The organism is Microbispora sp. NPDC046973, assembly GCF_040644495.1.
In the GTDB taxonomy this organism is placed as follows: domain Bacteria; phylum Actinomycetota; class Actinomycetes; order Streptosporangiales; family Streptosporangiaceae; genus Microbispora.
Map to the genome: position 1 here is coordinate 158,003 of NZ_JBEYWQ010000017.1, position 18,433 is coordinate 176,435.

At 68.4% G+C, this 18,433-nt stretch carries 13 protein-coding genes; 8 read left to right on the top strand and 5 right to left on the bottom strand.

Going from position 1 to position 18,433, the window contains the following annotated elements:
* The first annotated feature begins 70 nt into the window (after window positions 1-70).
* From metG to rsmA, 3 genes are read left to right on the top strand one after another with little or no spacing between them, the layout of a single operon-like run.
* Complete coding sequence (metG, locus tag ABZ860_RS28160) at window positions 71-1,657, top strand: methionine--tRNA ligase (protein WP_357225575.1); 1,587 nt, start codon at window positions 71-73, stop codon at window positions 1,655-1,657.
* A 2-nt stretch (window positions 1,658-1,659) separates the two neighbouring features.
* Window positions 1,660-2,517: a TatD family hydrolase gene (locus ABZ860_RS28165; protein ID WP_357225577.1), complete on the top strand. Its 858-nt coding sequence runs from the start codon at window positions 1,660-1,662 to the stop codon at window positions 2,515-2,517.
* Between the two features lie 19 nt (window positions 2,518-2,536).
* Window positions 2,537-3,394 carry a 16S rRNA (adenine(1518)-N(6)/adenine(1519)-N(6))-dimethyltransferase RsmA gene (gene rsmA / locus ABZ860_RS28170; protein ID WP_357225579.1) on the top strand — a complete coding sequence of 286 codons (858 nt, stop codon included), beginning with the start codon at window positions 2,537-2,539 and terminating at the stop codon, window positions 3,392-3,394.
* On the opposite strand, the gene ABZ860_RS28175 is transcribed toward rsmA, so the two are convergent.
* Window positions 3,391-3,981, bottom strand: coding sequence for a TIGR03086 family metal-binding protein (locus ABZ860_RS28175; protein WP_357225582.1), 591 nt, complete (start codon window positions 3,979-3,981; stop codon window positions 3,391-3,393). The two genes, rsmA and ABZ860_RS28175, sit on opposite strands and share 4 nt — an antisense overlap.
* Window positions 3,982-4,074: 93 nt before the next feature.
* Here ABZ860_RS28175 and ABZ860_RS28180 point away from each other — a divergent pair, with 93 nt between their 5' ends.
* The 5 genes from ABZ860_RS28180 (at window position 4,075) to ABZ860_RS28200 (ending at window position 10,646) form a co-directional block, all read left to right on the top strand.
* Entirely contained in the window at window positions 4,075-4,743 is a 669-nt protein-coding gene (locus ABZ860_RS28180; RefSeq protein WP_357225584.1) for a TetR/AcrR family transcriptional regulator, read from the top strand.
* Between the two features lie 106 nt (window positions 4,744-4,849).
* A complete protein-coding gene (locus tag ABZ860_RS28185; RefSeq protein ID WP_357225587.1) occupies window positions 4,850-5,881 on the top strand; it encodes a M4 family metallopeptidase in 1,032 nt (343 codons plus the stop codon).
* Window positions 5,882-6,274: 393 nt separating this feature from the next.
* A complete protein-coding gene (locus ABZ860_RS28190; RefSeq protein WP_357225588.1) occupies window positions 6,275-7,732 on the top strand; it encodes a hypothetical protein in 1,458 nt (485 codons plus the stop codon).
* A gap of 166 nt (window positions 7,733-7,898) precedes the next feature.
* Entirely contained in the window at window positions 7,899-8,825 is a 927-nt protein-coding gene (locus ABZ860_RS28195; RefSeq protein WP_357225590.1) for a 4-(cytidine 5'-diphospho)-2-C-methyl-D-erythritol kinase, read from the top strand.
* A 12-nt stretch (window positions 8,826-8,837) separates the two neighbouring features.
* Window positions 8,838-10,646 carry an ABC-F family ATP-binding cassette domain-containing protein gene (locus tag ABZ860_RS28200; RefSeq protein ID WP_357225591.1) on the top strand — a complete coding sequence of 603 codons (1,809 nt, stop codon included), beginning with the start codon at window positions 8,838-8,840 and terminating at the stop codon, window positions 10,644-10,646.
* A 96-nt stretch (window positions 10,647-10,742) separates the two neighbouring features.
* Here ABZ860_RS28200 and ABZ860_RS28205 read toward each other — a convergent pair whose 3' ends face one another.
* The 4 genes from ABZ860_RS28205 to ABZ860_RS28220 all read right to left on the bottom strand — a co-directional run bounded on the left by ABZ860_RS28205 (window position 10,743) and on the right by ABZ860_RS28220 (window position 17,888).
* Window positions 10,743-12,197 (bottom strand): hypothetical protein, encoded by a 1,455-nt coding sequence (locus ABZ860_RS28205; protein ID WP_357225594.1) that lies wholly within the window; start codon window positions 12,195-12,197, stop codon window positions 10,743-10,745.
* A gap of 442 nt (window positions 12,198-12,639) precedes the next feature.
* Window positions 12,640-13,938, bottom strand: coding sequence for a hypothetical protein (locus tag ABZ860_RS28210; RefSeq protein WP_357225596.1), 1,299 nt, complete (start codon window positions 13,936-13,938; stop codon window positions 12,640-12,642).
* 463 nt (window positions 13,939-14,401) lie between these two features.
* The gene (locus ABZ860_RS28215) at window positions 14,402-15,697 is read right to left on the bottom strand and encodes a hypothetical protein (protein ID WP_357225599.1); all 1,296 of its coding nucleotides are present in this window, start codon (window positions 15,695-15,697) and stop codon (window positions 14,402-14,404) included.
* A 646-nt stretch (window positions 15,698-16,343) separates the two neighbouring features.
* Window positions 16,344-17,888 carry a hypothetical protein gene (locus ABZ860_RS28220; RefSeq protein ID WP_357225602.1) on the bottom strand — a complete coding sequence of 515 codons (1,545 nt, stop codon included), beginning with the start codon at window positions 17,886-17,888 and terminating at the stop codon, window positions 16,344-16,346.
* Window positions 17,889-18,433 lie beyond the last annotated feature (545 nt).

The following is an 18,433-nucleotide window of genomic DNA, read 5'->3' on the forward strand; positions in this document are numbered from 1 at the left end:
GTCGATCCCCGACGACGCCACCGGCGTTTAACCCGGGGAGTCATCTCCCCGGGGCCGATAGGATTCGCACATGGCGGCTACAGGAACGACTGCATCCGGGGAGTCGGCGTTCTACGTGACGACGCCGATCTACTACGTCAACGACGCCCCGCACCTGGGCCACGCCTACACGACCGTCGCGGGCGACGTGCTCACCCGCTGGCACCGCCAGCGCGGCGAGAAGGTGTGGTACCTCACGGGCACGGACGAGCACGGTCAGAAGATCATGCGTACGGCCGAGGCGAACGGCGTGTCGCCCCAGGAGTGGTGCGACAAGCTCGTCGAGGACGCCTGGAAGCCGCTCTGGGAGCACCTCCAGATCGCCAACGACGACTTCATCCGCACGACCGAGCCGCGCCACACCGACCGCGTCCAGGAGTTCGTGCAGGACCTGTACGACAAGGGCGAGATCTACAAGGGCGAGTACGAGGGCCCCTACTGCGTCGGCTGCGAGGAGTACAAGTCGCCCGGCGACCTCCTTGAGGGCGACCTGTGCCCGATCCACAAGCGCCCGGTCGAGTGGCTGAAGGAGGAGAACTACTTCTTCAGGCTGTCCGCGTACGGCCCGCGCCTGCTCGAGCACTACGAGCAGAACCCGGACTTCATCCAGCCCGCATCGGCGCGCAACGAGATCGTGCAGCTGGTGAAGCAGGGCCTGCAGGATCTGTCGATCTCGCGGTCGACCTTCGACTGGGGCGTCCCGATTCCCTGGGACCCCAAGCACGTCATCTACGTGTGGATCGACGCGCTGCTCAACTACGCGACGGCCGTCGGCTACGGCTCCGACCAGGCCAAGTTCGACGCCACCTGGCCGGCCAACGTGCATCTGGTCGGCAAGGACATCCTCCGGTTCCACGCGGCGATCTGGCCGGCCATGCTGATGGCCAACGACCTGCCGCTGCCGCGCAAGGTCTTCGCCAACGGCTGGCTCATGGTCGGCGGCGAGAAGATGAGCAAGTCCAACCTCACCGGCATCTCGCCCCGCGACCTGACGAGCCACTTCGGTGTGGACGCCTACCGCTACTACTTCCTGCGGGCGATCCCGTTCGGCCAGGACGGCTCGTTCTCCTGGGAGGACTTCTCCGCCCGCTACACCTCCGAGCTCGCCAACGACTTCGGCAACCTGGCGTCGCGGGTCGCGGCGATGATCGGCAAGTACTTCGACGGGGTGCTGCCGGAGGCGACGGACGCGGGCCCGGCCGAGCAGGCGATCGCGGACGGCCTGGCCGCGGCGGTGGCCCAGGCGGACACCATGATCGGTGACAACCTGGACTTCGCGGGCGGCATCGGCGCCGTCTTCGACTTCGTCAAGCAGGTCAACGGCTACCTGAGCGACCAGGCGCCGTGGAAGGTGGCCAAGGACGACTCGCCCGAGGGACAGGCGCGGCTCGCGACGATCCTCTACACGGCGGCCGAGTCGCTGCGCGCGATCGCGGTCCTGCTCCACCCGATCATGCCGGCCACGAGCGCAAAGCTCTGGGCGTCCCTCGGGGCGGAGCCGCATCTGGGCGCGCTCGCCGACCAGCGGATCGCCGACGTCGCCACCTGGGGCAAGCTGCCCGCGGGGGCGCAGGTCGTCAAGGGCGAGATCCTCTTCCCGCGGCTGGAGAACGCCTGACCATGTCGCGTGAGCGTCCCGCGCCGCCCGAGGCGCTGCCGGCGGAGGTGTTCGACAGTCACTGCCACCTGGACATCATGGTCGGCAACCGGCAGGCGTCCTCGGGCGATCCCGTCGCGCTGGCGGCCCAGTCGGCCGGGGCGAATGTCGCGTCGATCCTCGCCGAGGCGAAGTCGGTCGGCGTGACGCGCCTGGTGACGGTGGGATACGACCTGCCGTCCTCGCGGTGGAACGCCGAGGTGGCCGGCGAGCACCGGGACGTCTACGCGGCCGTGGCCATCCACCCGAACGAGGCGCACGCCTCCACGCCCGAGGTCCTCGCCGAGATCGAGGACCTCGCGCGGCGGCCGGACGTGCGGGCGGTGGGGGAGACCGGACTCGACTACTTCCGCGACTGGGCGTCGAAGGACGACCAGCACGCCAGCTTCCGCGCGCACATCGAGATCGCCAAGCGGACCGGCAGGGCCCTGGTGATCCACGACCGCGACGCGCACGACGACGTGCTCGCCGTGCTCGCCGACCAGGGCGCCCCCGACGTGGTCGTCTTCCACAGCTTCTCTGGCGACGCCGAGATGGCCAAGCGGTGCGTGGACGCCGGCTACTTCATGTCGTTCTCGGGCCCGGTGACGTACAAGAACGCCGGATATCTGCGCGAGGCGGCGGCGGTGGCCCCGCCCGAGCTGATCCTGGTCGAGACCGACGCCCCCTACCTGCCGCCGACGCCGCATCGGGGCAAGCCCAACGCGCCCTACCTGATCCCGCTCACGCTCCGCTGCCTCGCGGAGGTCAAGGGCATGGACGTCGCCGACCTCGCCGCCCGGATCACGGCCAACGGCGAGACCGTCTTCGGCGCCTGGTAGGGCGGGAGACACTGGAGGCATGAGTCTGCTCGGGCCGGTCGAAGTGCGTGCGCTCGCGGAGAAGCTGAACATCCGGCCGACGAAGAAGCTGGGGCAGAACTTCGTGATCGACGGCGGCACCGTCCGCCGGATCGTCCGGCTCGCCGAGGTCGCACCGCACGACGTGGCGATCGAGGTCGGCCCGGGGCTCGGCTCGCTCACCCTCGCGCTGCTCCCGGAGGTCGCCGAGGTCGTCGCCGTGGAGATCGATCCGGTGCTGGCACAGCAGTTGCCGCTGACGGTCGCCGAACGGGCCCCCGAGGTGGCCGGCCGGTTGACCGTGGTGCACGCCGACGCGCTCAAGGTCGGGCCCGCCGAGCTCGGGACCGAGCCGACCGCGCTGGTCGCGAACCTGCCCTACAACGTGTCCGTGCCGGTCGTGCTGCACCTGCTGGAGGTGCTGCCGTCGCTGCGGCGCGGGCTGGTGATGGTGCAGTCGGAGGTCGCCGACCGGCTCGCCGCGGCGCCCGGGTCGCGCATCTACGGCGTTCCCTCGGTGAAGGCCGCCTGGTATGCCGACGTGCGCCGGGCCGGTCCGGTCGGGCGCAACGTCTTCTGGCCCGCGCCGAACGTCGACTCCGGCCTGGTCTCGCTCGTACGGCGGGAGCCGCCGGCGACGACGGCGACCCGCGAGGAGGTGTTCGCCGCCGTCGACGCGGCGTTCGCCCAGCGCCGCAAGACGCTGCGCGCCGCGCTCGCCTCCTGGGCCGGCACGGCGGCCGCCGCCGAGAAGGCCCTGGTCGGGGCCGGGATCGACCCCTCGGCGCGCGGGGAGCAGCTGAGGATCGAGGACTTCGCCCGCATCGCCGAGCAGCGGGCCGCGGCGGCGACGGACTAGATCGGCCGGCGGCCGAGGTAGGCCAGCAGCACGGCCACGGCATCGGCGTCGTCGCCGGCGTCCATCGCGGGAGCGTACGCGCCGTAGGCCCGCAGCGGTTCGACGATCCGGGTGGCGACCTCCGTCAGCGGCAGCGCCATCTCCGGGGTGAGCGGTGAGGGCTGCCCCGTGGCAACGGCGATGTCCCACGCGTGCACCGCCGCGTCGAGCGCGCACGCGCCGGCCGCGAGCCACGCGGGCATGGGGCCCTGGGGGAGCGGCACCGCCACCTGCTCGGCGTCGTCGTCCACGGTCGCCCAGGCGCCGGCCGAGGCGTCCAGCGCCGCCGCCAGGTAGGCCCCGGGGTCGCCCTCGATACGGCCGGAGGGCGAGAACGGATCCTCGGAGGGCCACGGCCCACCGGTGATCGCGGCGGCGAAGGCGATCTGGTCCCCGGTCGCGTGCTGCAGCACCTGGGTGACCGTCCACTTCTCGCACGGGGTCGCGCAGTCCCACGCCTCGCCGCCGACGCCCGCGACGGCGGCGCGCAGCGCGTCGTGCGCCTGGGTCAGCAGGGTCCGCCAGCTCGCCGTCGTGGTCTCGTTCATCGGTGCTTCCTCTCTTTTTGGAACAGAATGTTCCGTTCCGCTAGTTCTACTCTAGCAGAACGGAACGCTCTGTTCCACTGCTACTGTGACCGCATGCCGAAGCAGACGGACGACCACGGTTCCCCCGGCCTCGCCGGACGGAGGGGCCGGGCCGCACGCAACGACGCCGCCATCCTCGACGCCGCCAGGGAGGTCTTCCTCGCCGATGCCAAGGCGCCGGTCGCGGCCGTCGCGGAGCGGGCCGGGGTCGGAATGAGTGCGCTCTATCGGAGATATCCCGGCAAGGAGGACCTGCTGCGCAGGCTGTGCCACGACGGCCTGCGCCGCTGGATCGAGGAGGCGGAGGCCGTCGAGTCCGAGCCGGACGCCGGAAAGGCGCTCGTGGCCTTCCTCGAACGGATCGTCGACGCCGACGTGCACTCGCTCACGGTCCACCTCGCCGGGACCTTCACGCCGACCGAGGAGATGGGGCGCGACGCGCGGCGGGCCGCCGAACTGATGGGCCGGCTGGTGGAGCGGGCCCGGGCCGCCGGACGGTTGCGCCGCGACCTGGTCGCCGACGACATCGGTCTCGTGCTGGAGGGGTGCGCCGCCGTCCGCGTGCCCGACCCGGAGCGTACGCGGGAGCTGCGGCGGCGCTTCCTGTCGATGGTGCTCGAAGGTCTCACCGGAGCCGGTGTCACCGGGGCCGATGGGGCCGCTCTCCCCGGCCCGGCTCCGGAGCCGGGCGAGCTGAACTGGCGGTGGCGGCGGGCGGGTTAGTCGGATCTGACCGAATTTGATCATTACGGACGTGTATCGGCCCTTGCGGCCAATCTGGGGCGAGACGACGATCTCCGGTACTTGTGCACCTTTCTCCGGAGGATTCATGCTCCCCACCCGCTCCGCCGCCCTGGCCGCCGCCCTCGCCGCCGTCGTCGCGGGCGCGGCCGTCACGCCCGCCGCCGCGCAGAGCGGTGCGTACACGGCGACCGCGACGGCGACCGTTTTCGCCCCCAACCCCGTGCAGCAGCTCGGCCTGCAGAACCTCACCGACGCCAAGGACGCCGACCTGCCCGAGCTGGGGCCGGCGTACACGAAGGTCACGCTGACCGACCTCGACGGCTCCGGCACGCTCACCGGCCGGTACGTCGTCGTGAAGAGCTCGACCGGCGGCGCCGCCAAGGCCACCGGCGGCGCCTTCCCCGCGTACCACCGTGACGTGGACCAGTTCGAGCAGGTCATGGGCTACCACTGGGTGACCACCGCGCAGCACTACATCCAGTCGCTCGGCTTCGGCGGCACGCTGCGGCCGGTGAACCAGCGGCAGATCGAGTTGCGCATCAACCAGTACGGCGGCGACAACTCCTTCTTCCGGGACGACAAGGCCAACATCACCCTCGGCAAGGGCGGCATCGACGACGGCGAGGACGCCGAGGTGATCGTCCACGAGTACGGCCACAGCGTCCAGGACGGCCAGGTGCCCGGTTTCGGCACCACGCTGGAGTCCGGCGCGATCGGCGAGGCCTTCGGCGACTATCTGGCCGTGGCCGTGAGCAGCTGGGCGACCGGTGTTCCGATCAGGACGGACGAGGCGTGCGTGGCCGACTGGGACTCGGTGAGCTACTCGCCCGCCCCGCACTGCCTGCGCCGCCTGGACGGGACCAAGCACTACCCGGAGGACGTCAGGGGCGAGGTCCACGCCGACGGCGAGATCTGGTCCCGCGCCCTGTGGGACATCCGGCGGGCGCTCGGCGACCGGAAGGCGAGCACTCTGATCATCGAGGCGCAGTTCGACTTCGCCCCCGACACCACGTTCAAGGCGGCCGCCGAGGCGACCGTCGCCGCTGCCCGGCGACTGTACGGCGCGAGCGCGGCGAGCGCCGTCACCGGTGCGTTCGCCGACCGCGGCATCCTCTGAGCATCGTGCCCCGCCCCGCCCGGCGACTCCGGGCGGGGCGCTCCCCGAACCGCCCGGCGCCCGGGCTCCGCGAGTGCTCCGGCGGGCTGACTTTGACGTGATCGACAAGTGATCCCGTTCCATCGGGCGAGTGTGATTTACGTCACACAAACCACCTGTGTCGATCAGTGACACTTCGTGACGGGTCGGCGACGGAGGCCCTCGTGATCAGCGGAAACGCGGCGGCCGCGGTGAGGGCGCGGAGGACGGTCAAAGTCGCGATCTTGACCTGATGATCAGACTGAAAACCACTAAGGCGGTCACTTCTCACAAATCCTCAGATAGTTTTTAGCCGTCCTTTACTGACGGATGGGGCGCGAGAGGCGCCCGACGATCAGACCAGGGAGAAGTAAGTTGAAGCGCACCCTCACCCTCGGCGGCATCGCGGTCGGCCTGCTGGCCTCTGCGGCCGTCGCCGCCCCCGCCCACGCGGACTCCGTTCCGCACGACACCCTGGCCAGCACCAACTTCGCCGCCAAGCAGGTGGCCGCCTTCTGGTACGGCCAGAACAAGGCCAACCTGGTCAACGCCACCCCGTACGCGGTCGAGACCACGCTGCCCACCAAGCACGTCTCCACGGGCGGCGCCTCCGCGGACAGCAAGGCCGGCGTCGTCGGCTCCAGCGGTGACCAGAAGGCCTCCTCCGGCACGTCGAAGAACGTGAACCTGCCGAAGACGACCGGCAAGGTGTTCTTCATCGGCGCCGACCACAAGCCGCACTGGTGCTCGGCGACCGCCGTGCAGAGCCAGTACAAGAACCTGGTGGCGACCGCCGGCCATTGCGTGTACGACACCAAGAGCAACAAGGCGACCCTCGACAAGTGGGTCTTCGTCCCCGGCTACTACCAGGGCAAGACCCCGTGGGGCATCTACGTCGGCAAGACGGCGTACACCCACTACGACTTCGACGTCTACGAGGACGGCGACCGCGACTACGCGTTCGTCACCGTCTACAACGGCGTCCTGCCGACCAGCGCCTCCGGCAAGAGCTACGACCACACCTTCGAGACCTCCCGTCAGGCTCGGTGGGCCAAGGCCAAGCTCGACAAGGACAGCGCCTACTCGCACGTGAGCATCCGTCCCGTGATCGACACCGACCACGTGGTCAAGGAGGGCACCCGCGAGTCGGAGAGGGTCTACGTCAAGCGGGACGAGTGGAAGAAGCTCAACCCCGAGGGCACCCCGGCCGACGGCCCCTTCAAGGAGGGCACCGGCGTCACGGACAAGGAGTACACCTCCAAGCCCGACGGCTGGGACGAGGGCAAGACCTCGGCCGACGGCAAGGCCTTCTACCTCAAGAAGGGCGACAAGTACGTCGTCCGCACCTACTGGATCAACTACGACGTCGACTACCGCCTGACCGGCCGGGCTCTGACGATCGGTCTGAAGGACGTCGGCACCCTCGGCTCCAACGTGGGCGGCCAGGGCCTGGCGTACAACCAGAAGATCGGCACGGGCGTCTTCGTGTTCGGTTACCCGAGCGGCTCGCACCCGGACGGCAACTACGCCTTCTCGGGCAAGACCCTCAAGTGGTCGTACGGCAAGACCTTCAAGGCGGCCGCGCCGTCGATGAAGGCCGAGGAGCTCGTCGGCATCAAGTCCTCCTTCACCGGTGAGGGCGCCATCGGCTCGTCCTGGCTGTACCGCTACAGCAGCACCAAGCGGCTCGGTTACCTGAACGGTGTGACCATCGCGGTCTCCGACACCGACGGCAACCAGCGCATCGACACCAGCGTCTCCCCGTACTTCGACGGTGAGACCCTGGCCGTCTACAAGACCGCCGCGAAGAACTGGTCCGGCAAGATCGTCTGATCTGCCATCGCGCACGCGAAGGGGCTCGGCATCCAGCCGGGCCCCTTTCCGCTGCCCGGACCTCTGCCGAGTCTCCGGGGGCGAGGGTGACGCTAAGCTCGGGTCCCATGTCCAGGCGGTTCAGGCACGGCGACGAGCGACGGCGACGCGAGGCGGTGAGCGGGCGATGAGCGCGATCACGGTGCGCGTGCCGGCGAAGGTCAACCTCCAGCTCGCGGTCGGCCCGCTGCGCGAGGACGGCTACCACGACCTGGTGAACGTCTTCCACGCGGTCTCGCTGTTCGACGAGGTCACCGCGGCCGAGCCGCTCGACGCGGACCCCTCCGCCGCCCCGCTCAGAGTCAGGGTCGAGGGGGACCTCACCGGAGAGGTTCCGGTGAGCGACGACAACCTCGCCGTCCGGGCCGCCAGGGCGCTGGCCGAACGAGCGGGCCGTTCCTACCGGGCCGATCTGCTGATCCGCAAGTCGATCCCCGTGGCGGGCGGCATGGCCGGGGGGAGCGCCGACGCCGCCGCGGCGCTGGTGGCCTGCAACGAGCTGTGGGGCCTCGGCCTGCCCGTCGAGGACCTGATGGAGATCGCCGCCGACATCGGCAGCGACGTGCCGTTCGCGCTGCTCGGCGGCACCGCCGTAGGCACCGGACGCGGCGAGCGGCTCGCCCCGCTGGAGACCGCAGGAATCTTCCACTGGGTCTTCGCGCTCGCCGACGGCGGTCTGTCCACCCCGAGGGTGTACGGCGAGTGCGACCGGCTGCGCGAGGAGGCGGGGGTGGCCGCGCCCACGCCCGCGGTGAGCGAGGCACTGCTCGCCGCCCTGCGCGAGGGCGACGCGAAGGCGCTCGGGCAGGCGCTGTCCAACGACCTGCAGCCCGCGGCGCTGGCGCTGCGTCCCTCGCTCGCGGACACGCTCGCCGCCGGCCGTGAGCACGGCGCACTCGGCGCGATCGTCTCCGGCTCCGGCCCCACCTGCGCCTTCCTGGTCGAGTCGGCCGAGCGGGCGCACGAGCTGGCCGCCCTGGTCAAGGACGTGGACGGCTGCAGGTCCGTCGTCACCGCCCACGGGCCCGTCCCCGGGGCCACCGTGGCCGGATAAGCTTTACGGGCGATGAATCTGGTCAATCTGGAGTCCGTCTCCCACGCCTACGGGCCCAAGCCCCTGCTCGCCGACGTCTCTCTCGGGTTGGAGGAGGGCGACCGGATCGGCGTCGTCGGCCGCAACGGCGGTGGCAAGACCACGCTCATCTCGATCATCGCCGGAACGCTGAAGCCCGACAGCGGCCGGGTCACCCACACCCGCGGGCTGCGGGTCGGCGCGCTCTCCCAGCGTGACCAGTTCGACCCGGACGCCGCCGTGAAGGACATCGTCCTGGCCGGCCGGGCCGAGCACGAGTGGGCCGGTGACGCCGCGATCAGGGAGATCCTCGCCAACCTGCTCGGCGACATCGACCTCGCGGCTCCCGCGGGCGCGCTGTCGGGCGGGGAGCGCCGCCGTACGGCCCTGGCGCGGCTGCTGGTCGAGGAGCACGACCTGCTGATCCTCGACGAGCCCACGAACCATCTCGACATCGAGGCCATCGCCTGGCTCGCCGGGCATCTCGTGCAACGCAAGTCCGCGCTGCTCGTCGTCACCCACGACCGGTGGTTCCTCGACGCGGTCTCCACCCGCACCTGGGAGGTCGTGGACGGCTCCGTCGAGCGATACGAGGGCGGTTACGCGGCGTACGTGCTGGCCAAGGCCGAACGGGCGCGTATCGCGCAGGCCGCGGAGGAGCGCCGGCAGAACCTCATGCGCAAGGAGATCGCCTGGCTGCGGCGCGGCCCTCCGGCCCGGACGTCCAAGCCCAAGTTCCGGATCAACGCGGCCGAGGCGCTGATCGCGAACGAGCCGCCGCCGCGGGAGACCGTCGAGCTGCTCAACTTCGCCTCGGCGCGGCTCGGCAAGACCGTCGTGGACCTGGAGGACGTGACGCTCCACGCGGGCGGCCCGGCGTCGGGTCCTTTGGTGCTCGACCACGCCACGTACCAGTTCGGCCCGGGGGACCGGATCGGCCTGATCGGGGTGAACGGCTCGGGCAAGTCGTCGGTGCTGCGCCTGCTGTCCGGCACGGTCGAGCCCGACTCCGGCCGCATCGTGCGCGGTAAGACGGTGCGGCTCGCGCACCTGTCGCAGGAGCTCGCCGAGCTGGACCCCACGCGGCGGGTGCTGGAGACGGTCGAGGAGATCCGCAAGTACGTCCAGGTGGGCAAGAAGGAGTGGTCGGCCTCCCAGCTGCTCGAACGCCTCGGCTTCCGGGGGGAGGCCCAGTGGAAGGTCATCGGCGACCTGTCGGGCGGCGAGCGGCGGCGACTGCAGCTTCTCCGCCTGATCATGAACGAGCCGAACGTGCTGCTGCTCGACGAGCCGACCAACGACCTCGACATCGAGACGCTCACCGAGCTGGAGGACCTCCTCGACAGCTGGCCGGGCACGCTGGTGGTGGTGAGCCACGACCGGTACTTCCTGGAGAGGGTGGCCGACCGCTGCGTCGCGCTCCTCGGGGACGGCAGGCTGTCGATGCTGCCCGGCGGCGTGGACGAATACCTGGAACGCCGTGCGGCGGGCGCGGCCCTGTCGGCCCGGGCGGCCTCTGCCGCAAGCGCTCCCGAGCGGACCGGCCAGGACGACCAGCCGGCGCCCGCGGGCGGGCTGTCCGCCAAGGAGCTGCGGGAGCTGCAGAAGGAGCTCAACCGGCTGGAACGGCAGATCGACAAGTTCGGCGAGCGTGAGGCGAAGCTGCACGCCGAGATGGCCGAGGCGGCGAGCGACTTCGAACGGCTGGCCAAGCTCGACGCCGAGCTGCGGGAGATCGCCGCGCAGAAGGAGTCGGCCGAGCTCGAGTGGATGACGGTGGCGGAGCGCCTCGACGGGGAGTAGAGCGCCGTCGGCCGGCTGCGTCGTCGTCGCCGATGGGCTGAGTAACGGAAAGGGGCCCGGCTGGATGCCGGGCCCCTTCGCGTGCGCGGTGGCGGATCAGACGATCTTGCCGGACCAGTTGTTCGCGGCGGTCTTGTAGACGCCGTAGGTCTCGCCGTCGAAGTACGGGGAGACGCTGGTGTCGAAGCGCTGATTGCCGTCGCGGTCGGCGACGCCGATGGTCACGCCGTTCAGGTAGCCGAGCCGCTTGGTGTTGCTGTAGCGGTACAGCCACGCCGAGCCGAGCGCGCCCTCACCGGTGAACGACGACTTGATCCCGACGAGCTCCTGGGCGTTGATGGTGGGGGAGCTGGCCTTGAAGGTCTTGCCGTACGACCACTTGAGGGTGTTGCCCGAGAAGGCGTGGTTGCCGTCCGGGTGCGACCCGCTCGGGTAACCGAAGACGAAGGTGCCGCTGCCGATCTTCTGGTTGTAGGCGAGGCCCTGGCCGCCGACGTTGGAGCCGAGGGTGCCGACGTCCTTCAGACCGATCGACAGGACCCGGCCGGTCAGGCGGTAGTCGACGTCGTAGTTGATCCAGTAGGTGCGGACGACGTACTTGTCGCCCTTCTTGAGGTAGAAGGCCTTGCCGTCGGCCGAGGTCTTGCCCTCGTCCCAGCCGTCGGGCTTGGAGGTGTACTCCTTGTCCGTGACGCCGGTGCCCTCCTTGAAGGGGCCGTCGGCCGGGGTGCCCTCGGGGTTGAGCTTCTTCCACTCGTCCCGCTTGACGTAGACCTTCTCCGACTCGCGGGTGCCCTCCTTGACCACGTGGTCGGTGTCGATCACGGGCCGAATACGAAGGCGGGAGTAGGCGCTGTCCTTGTCGAGCTTGGCCTTGGCCCACCGAGCCTGACGGGAGGTCTCGAAGGTGCGGCTGTAGCTCTTGCTGGAGCCGCTGGTGGGCAGGACGCCGTTGTAGACGGTGACGAACGCGTAGTCGCGGTCGCCGTCCTCGTAGACGTCGAAGTCGTAGTGGGTGTACGCGGTCTTACCCACGTAGATGCCCCACGGGGTCTTGCCCTGGTAGTAGCCGGGGACGAAGACCCACTTGTCGAGGGTCGCCTTGTTGCTCTTGGTGTCGTACACGCAATGGCCGGCGGTCGCCACCAGGTTCTTGTAGTGCGACTGGACCGCGGTCGCGGTGCACCAGTGCGGCCTGTGGTCGGCGCCGATGAAGAACACCTTGCCCGTGGTGCGGGGCAGGTTCACGTTCTTCGTGCTGGTGGTCGCCTTCTTGTCGCCGCTGGACCCGACGACGCCGGGCTTGCTGTCCGCGGACGCCCCGCCGGTCGACACGTGCTTGGCCGAGACTCGCGTCTCCACGTTGTACGGCTTGGCGTTGCGGAGGTTGGCCATACGCTCGCCGAACCAGAAGGCGGCGACCTGCTTGGCGGCGAAGTTGGAGCTGGCCAGGGTGTCGTGCGGAACGGAGTCCGCGTGCGCGGGGGTGGTGACGACCGCGGAGGCCAGCAGGCCGACCGCGATGCCGCCGAGGGTGAGGGTGCGCTTCAAGGGTTGTTCTCCTCGGTCTGTCGGGGGCACAAAGTACGCCCACACGTCAGTAAAGGGACGGTAAGAAAGTTATCGGAGGAGTCAGGCGGAAAGTAGCGCTGAGAACTGCCCTCTCCGTACGCCCGAGACGATCGAAGGGCGGATCCGAACCTGAAAGCTTGCTGTGTTTCCCCTGATGACATGCTGATTCCGAGAGATCGCGATCACAGCGTGTAACTGATCGTTTAAGTGAGGAATGTGGTGTAAATCACATTCGCGAGATGGAACCGTGCGGCGATCTGATCACGTCTGATTTTGCCCGTGCGCGCGTGGCGCCGGCGGCCGGGAGCCTGGGCCGGAGAGCGGCACGGGAGACGCTCCTGAGCGGTGTGGAGCGGGGGAGAACGGGAGAAGGGCCCGGCCGCACGCGGCCGGGCCCTTCTCAGCGGGGCCTCACGAGGTGTCAGACGATGTTGGCCGAGGGGGTGGCGGCCGCGGCCTTGTAAATGGCCAGGGTCTCACCGTCGAAGTACGGCGAGACGCTGGTGTCGTAGCGGTTGTTGCCGTCGGTGTCCGAGACGCCGATGGTGACGCCGTTCAGGTAGCCGAACCGCGTCGAGTTGTTGTACTTGTACAGCCACGCGGAGCCGGAGGCGCCCTCGCCGGTGAACGACGACTTGATGCCCTGGAGGGCCTCGCCCTTCAGGGCCGAAGCCGTGGCGGGGAAGGTCTTGCCGTAGCTGTACTTGAGGGTCTTGCCGCTGAAGGCGTAGTTGCCGTCCGGGTGCGACCCGCTCGGGTAGCCGAACACGAAGGTCGGCTGGCCCACCTTCTGGTTGTAGGCGAGGCCCTGACCGCCGACGTTGTCGCCCAGCTTGCCGACGTCCTTCAGGGCGATCGACAGCTTCAGGCCGACGACCTTGTAGCCCAGGAGGGTCTTGCTGGGCGACGGCGAAGCCGAGGGCGAGGCCGAGGCCGACGGGCTGGGGCTCGGCTTCGGGTCCGCGTAGACCGGCACGACCTTGAGGTCGGAGTAGGCCGTGGTCTTGTCCTTCGCGAGCTGGTCCTTGGCCTTGTAGGCGTCCCACTTGCTCTTGTAGAGCCGGGACTCGTACCTGCCGCCGCTGGTGCCGCCGTCCGTGGGAAGGACGCCGTTGTAGACGGCGACGAAGGCGTAGTCGAAGTCACCGTCGCCGTAGGTGGTGAAGTCGAAGTGGGTGTAGGCAATCTTGCCGACGTAGATGCCGTACGGCGTCTTGCCGTTGTAGTAACCCGGGACGAAGACCCACTTGTCCATCAGGTCCTTGCCCTTCACCGTGTCGTAGACACAGTGACCGGCCGTGGCCACGAGGTTCTTGTGCATCGACTGCAGGGCGGTCGCCGAGCACCAGTGCGGCTTGTGGTCGGCGCCGATGAAGAACACCTTGCCGCTGGTCCGCGGCAGGTTGACGTTCTTCGACGTGCCGGTGGCCTTCTTCTCGCCGCTCGACGCGACGACCCCGGGCTTCACGTCGGTCATCGCCTTGGGCATCGTCGAGACGTGCTTGACGGAGACCTTGGTCTCGGCCCCGTACGGCGTGGCGTTGACCAGGTTCGCCATCTTCTGGCCGAACCAGAAGGCGGCCACCTGCTTGGCGGCGAAGTTGGTCTCGGCCAGCGGCTTGGCCTCGGGCTTGAAGGGGTTTGCGTGCGCGGGGGAGGCGACGAGGGCGGTGGCCAGCAGGCCGGCCGCGACGCCGCCGAACGCGAGGGTGCGCTTCAAGTGCTCTCCATGGTCTGTCGTGAGGCGCGACTTTGCCTCATTCGTCAGTAAAGGATGTGCAAAAACTACCGGATTGATAGCTGAGGGCGTAAGAGAGGCGAAGCGATGGGTATCACCTCGTGATCTTCAATGCATTTGCCATTGCACACCGGCGCCGCCGAGCAGTTTCGCCGTGAAATTCGGCGCGGCGGCAGCGGGCTTCCATGGAGGCCGTGTGGCCGGACGGGCCGCATCCGGGCCCTCACTGGCGAGGGCTCCTCGCTGGCCGTATGGAGGGAGAACCGCCGTGACGGCGGCCGGGCCGGATGCCGTCACCGCGGCGGCCGAGCGGTCCGGGAAGGGGAGAAGGGCATGGTGAATTGACGACGCCGTTTCTTTTCCCGTCGTCGCCCGCGAATTGCGAAAGAAAAAGGACCCGGCTGGAGGCCGGGTCCTTTTCTTACATCATCGACCGGGGGAAAGATCAGACGATCTTGCCCGACCAGTTGGCCTGAGCGGTCTTGTAGACGGCCAGGGTCTCACCGTCGAAGTACGGGGAGACGCTGGTGTCGATCCGGCCGTTGCCGTCGGTGTCGGAGACCGCGATGGTCACACCGTTGAGGTAGCCGAGCCGCTTGGCGCTGCTGTAGCGGTAGAGCCAGGACGAGCCGAGGGCGCCCTCACCGGTGAAGGAGGACTTGATGCCGACGAGCTCTTCGGCCTTCATCGACGGGGCGGTCGCCTTGAAGGTCTTGCCGTAGGCCCACTTGAGGGTCTTGCCGGTGAAGGCGTAGTTGCCGTCCGGGTGCGACCCGCTCGGGTAGCCGAACTCGAAGACGGCGGTGCCGATCTTCTGGTTGTAGGCCAGGCCCTGGCCGCCGACGTTGGAGCCGAGGGTGCCGACGTCCTTGAGGCCGATCGAGACCTTGAAGCCGACGACCTTGTAGCCGATGATCTTCGCGGTCGGCGACGGGGCCGGGGACGGGTGGTTCCACCGGCTGTGGCCGCCGCCGGTGTTCGAGCCGCCCTCGTAGACCGGCACGACCTGGAGCCTGGAGTAGCCCGTGGTCTTGTCGGCCTGGAGCTTCCTCAGCGCCCTGTCGGCCTGCCACTTGAACTGGTAGGTCGGCGACTCGTACTTGCCGCCGCTGGTGCCGCCGTCCGTGGGGATGACACCGTTGTAGACGGTCACGAACGCGTAGTCGCGGTCGCCGTCCTCGTAGACGCTGTAGTCGTAGTGGGTGTACGCGGTCTTGCCGACGTAGATGCCCCACGGGGTCTTGCCCTGGTAGTAGCCGGGGACGAAGACCCAGTTGTCCAGCGTGGTCGCGTTCGACTTGGTGTCGTAGACGCAGTGACCCGCGGTCGCCACGACGTTCTTGTACTGCGACTGCAGAGCGGTCGCCGAGCACCAGTGCGGCTTGCCGTCGGCGCCGGTGAAGAACACCTTGCCGGTGGTCTTCGGCAGGTTCACGTTCTTCGTCGTGCCCGTGGACGCCTTCTGGTCACCACTGGACCCGACAACGCCGGCCTTGTCGTCGGCGGAGACACCGCCGGTCGACACGTGCTTGGCGGAAACCGTGGTCTCCGCGGTGTACGGCGTGGCGTTGATCAGGTTGGCCTTGGCCTGACCGAGCCAGTACTGGGCGACTTGCTGAGCGGCGAAGTTGGTGTTGGCCAGGTTCACGCTCGGAACGGAGTCGGCGTGAGCCGGGGCGGCGATGGCCGCGGAGGCCAGCAGGCCGGCCGCGATGCCACCGAGTGCGAGGGTGCGCTTCAACTTTCTCTCCCTGGTCTGTCGTGAGGCGACTCCTGCGCCCCATGCGTCAGTAAAGGAACGGTCAGAAAGTTATAGGAGAAGTTGGTGTGGTGTAAGTGGAACCGTGACGTATGCCCGCTGCCTCCCGACTCACAGACTTCATGCAGGTTCACGGGCTGATGCGGCATCTGTGCTGATCACAAGCGGTGCCGGAAGCTCGTCGCCGCGCGGTGCGATTGTCCCGAGATGAGACTGGTTGTGATGTAAATCACACCTTCGGGATGAAACCGGGAGCGAGGGTCCAACGTCAAAAGGGCCTCAGTGGAACGTGCCCACGCTCTCGGAGGCTCGTTCTGGGCACCCGGAAAGGGGCTCAATCGGTGGTCTGCGGGCGGTCCGATGCGGCCGGAAGGCGTGCGCCGTTCCCGTCGGTCCGATGAGCGAGACGCGGCTCGCGCGTACGTCATATGCCCGGCAAGCCGGGCGTCTGACGGCCTCTGTGGCGCGACGGCGGCCCTGGAGCGGGGGAAGGGACGGATCGGGGCGGACGGCCGCAGTCGATCGCGTGCGGCCGCGTTGCGAAGCACGGGGGCTGTTTTCGGGCAACAGAAAAGGGCCCGGCTGGAGGCCGGGCCCTTTCCTTGACTCTGCTTTACTGGGGGGAAGATCAGACGATCTTGCCGGACCAGTTGGCGGCAGCGGTCTTGTAGACGGCCAGCGTCTCACCGTCGAAGTACGGCGAAACGTTGGTGTCGATGCGCTTGTTGCCGTCGGTGTCGGAGACCGCGATGGTCACACCGTTGAGGTAGCCGAGCCGCTTGGTGTTGCTGTAGCGGTACAGCCACGCCGAACCGATGGAGCCCTCGCCGGTGAAGGAGGACTTGATGCCCACCAGCTCCTCGGCCTTCATCGACGGCGCAGCCGCCTTGAAGGTCTTGCCGTAGGCCCACTTGAGGGTCTTGCCGGAGAAGGCGTAGTTGCCGTCCGGGTGCGACCCGCTCGGGTAACCGAACTCGAAGATGCCCGTGCCGATCTTCTGGTTGTAGGCCAGACCCTGACCACCGACGTTGGACCCGAGGGTGCCGACGTCCTTGAGGCCGATCGACAGCTTCTTGCCCACCAGCTTGTAGTCGACGTCGTAGTTGACGAAGAACGTGCGCTTGGTGTAGGTCTCGCCGCGCTTGAGGTACAGCGTCTTCAGGTCCTTGCTCCAAGCCCAGGCGTCGGTCTCGGTGCTGTTGCCCTTCTTGCCGGCCGGAGCCGCCGCGAAGGCCGCGTCGAACTCAGCCTTGTTGCTGGGGTCGACCTTGACACCGGTGCCGGCGGGGAAGGCCTCGGGGGCCTTGTCGCCGAGCTCGCTGTCCGCGACCGACTTGCCGATCGTGGCCTGGTCGACCTGGACCCACTGCGAACCGAAGTTCCGCCGGTCGCCCAGCTTGCCCTTGCCGGTCGGGCTCTTGAGGTCGACGAAGGGCTCGATGCTCAGGTCCGACCAGCCGGTCTCCTTCTTGGCCTCGATGGCCTTCTTGACCTTGGCGGCCTTGAAGTAGTCCTCGTAGATGCCATAGAAGCCGTGGCCGGTGCCCCGAACCTCGGTCGGCAGCACGCCGTTGTAGACCGTGACGAACGCGAAGTCGCGGTCGCCGTCCTCGTACACGCTGTAGTCGTAGTGCGTGTAAGCGGTCTTACCGACGTAGATGCCCCAGGGGGTCTTGCCCTCGTAGTAGCCGGGGATGAAGACCCACTTGTCGAGGGTCGTGGCGTTCGACTTGGTGTCGTACACGCAGTGACCCGCGGTCGCCACCAGGTTCTTGTACTGGCCCTGCACGGCGGTCGCCGAGCACCAGTGCGGCTTGTCGTCGGCGCCGATGAAGAACACCTTGCCGGTGGTCTTCGGCAGGTTCACGTTCTTCAGCGTGCCGGTGGCAGCCTTCTGGTCGCCACTCGAGCCCACGACGCCGGCCTTGTCGTCAGCGGAAACCCCGCCGGTCGACACGTGCTTGGTGGGGACCGTGGTCTCCACCGCGTACGGGGTGGCGCTGATCAGGTTGGCCTTGGCCTGGCCGTACCAGAACGCCGCGACCTGCTGGGCCGCGAAGTTCGTGTTGGCCAGGTTCACAGCCGGAACCTCGTCGGCGTGAGCCGGAGCAGCGATCGCCGCGGAGGCCAGCAGGCCGGCCGCGACCCCGCCCAGAGCGAGAGTGCGCTTCATAACTTTTCTCCTGGTCTGTCGTGAGGCGTCACTTGCGCCCCATCCGTCAGTGAGGAATGAGGAGAAAGTTATAGGAGGAATTGAGGTGGCGTAAGAGGGTTTGTGATCAAGCTTTTGGGGGAGTGCCCCACTCGGACGGCGTGGGCCCGAGCCGGGCCGACCGTTTTGGCTGATCATGAAGGTGTCTCGGCGGTTCCCGTTACGCTCCGCGCTGGACCGATATAACAGTGACTGTGACGTAAATCACAGATTTTGAGGAAACCGAAGAGGCGTCTGATCACGTCCGGTGGCCGCGGCCGCGATGGAGTGGCGACCGCGGGCCGTCTCGATGTAGCCGAAAAAATGGGATGAACAATGACATTGGCGGCTGACGGGTCTAATAGTGATAGTCGCCGCCTGTCACCCCACCAGGGGAGATTCCGGCAACGTGCCGGCCTCGTTCGGAGACGGGAAAAGGGCCCGGCTGGAGGCCGGGCCCTTTCCTTGACTCTGCTTTACTGGGGGGAAGATCAGACGATCTTGCCGGACCAGTTGGCGGCAGCGGT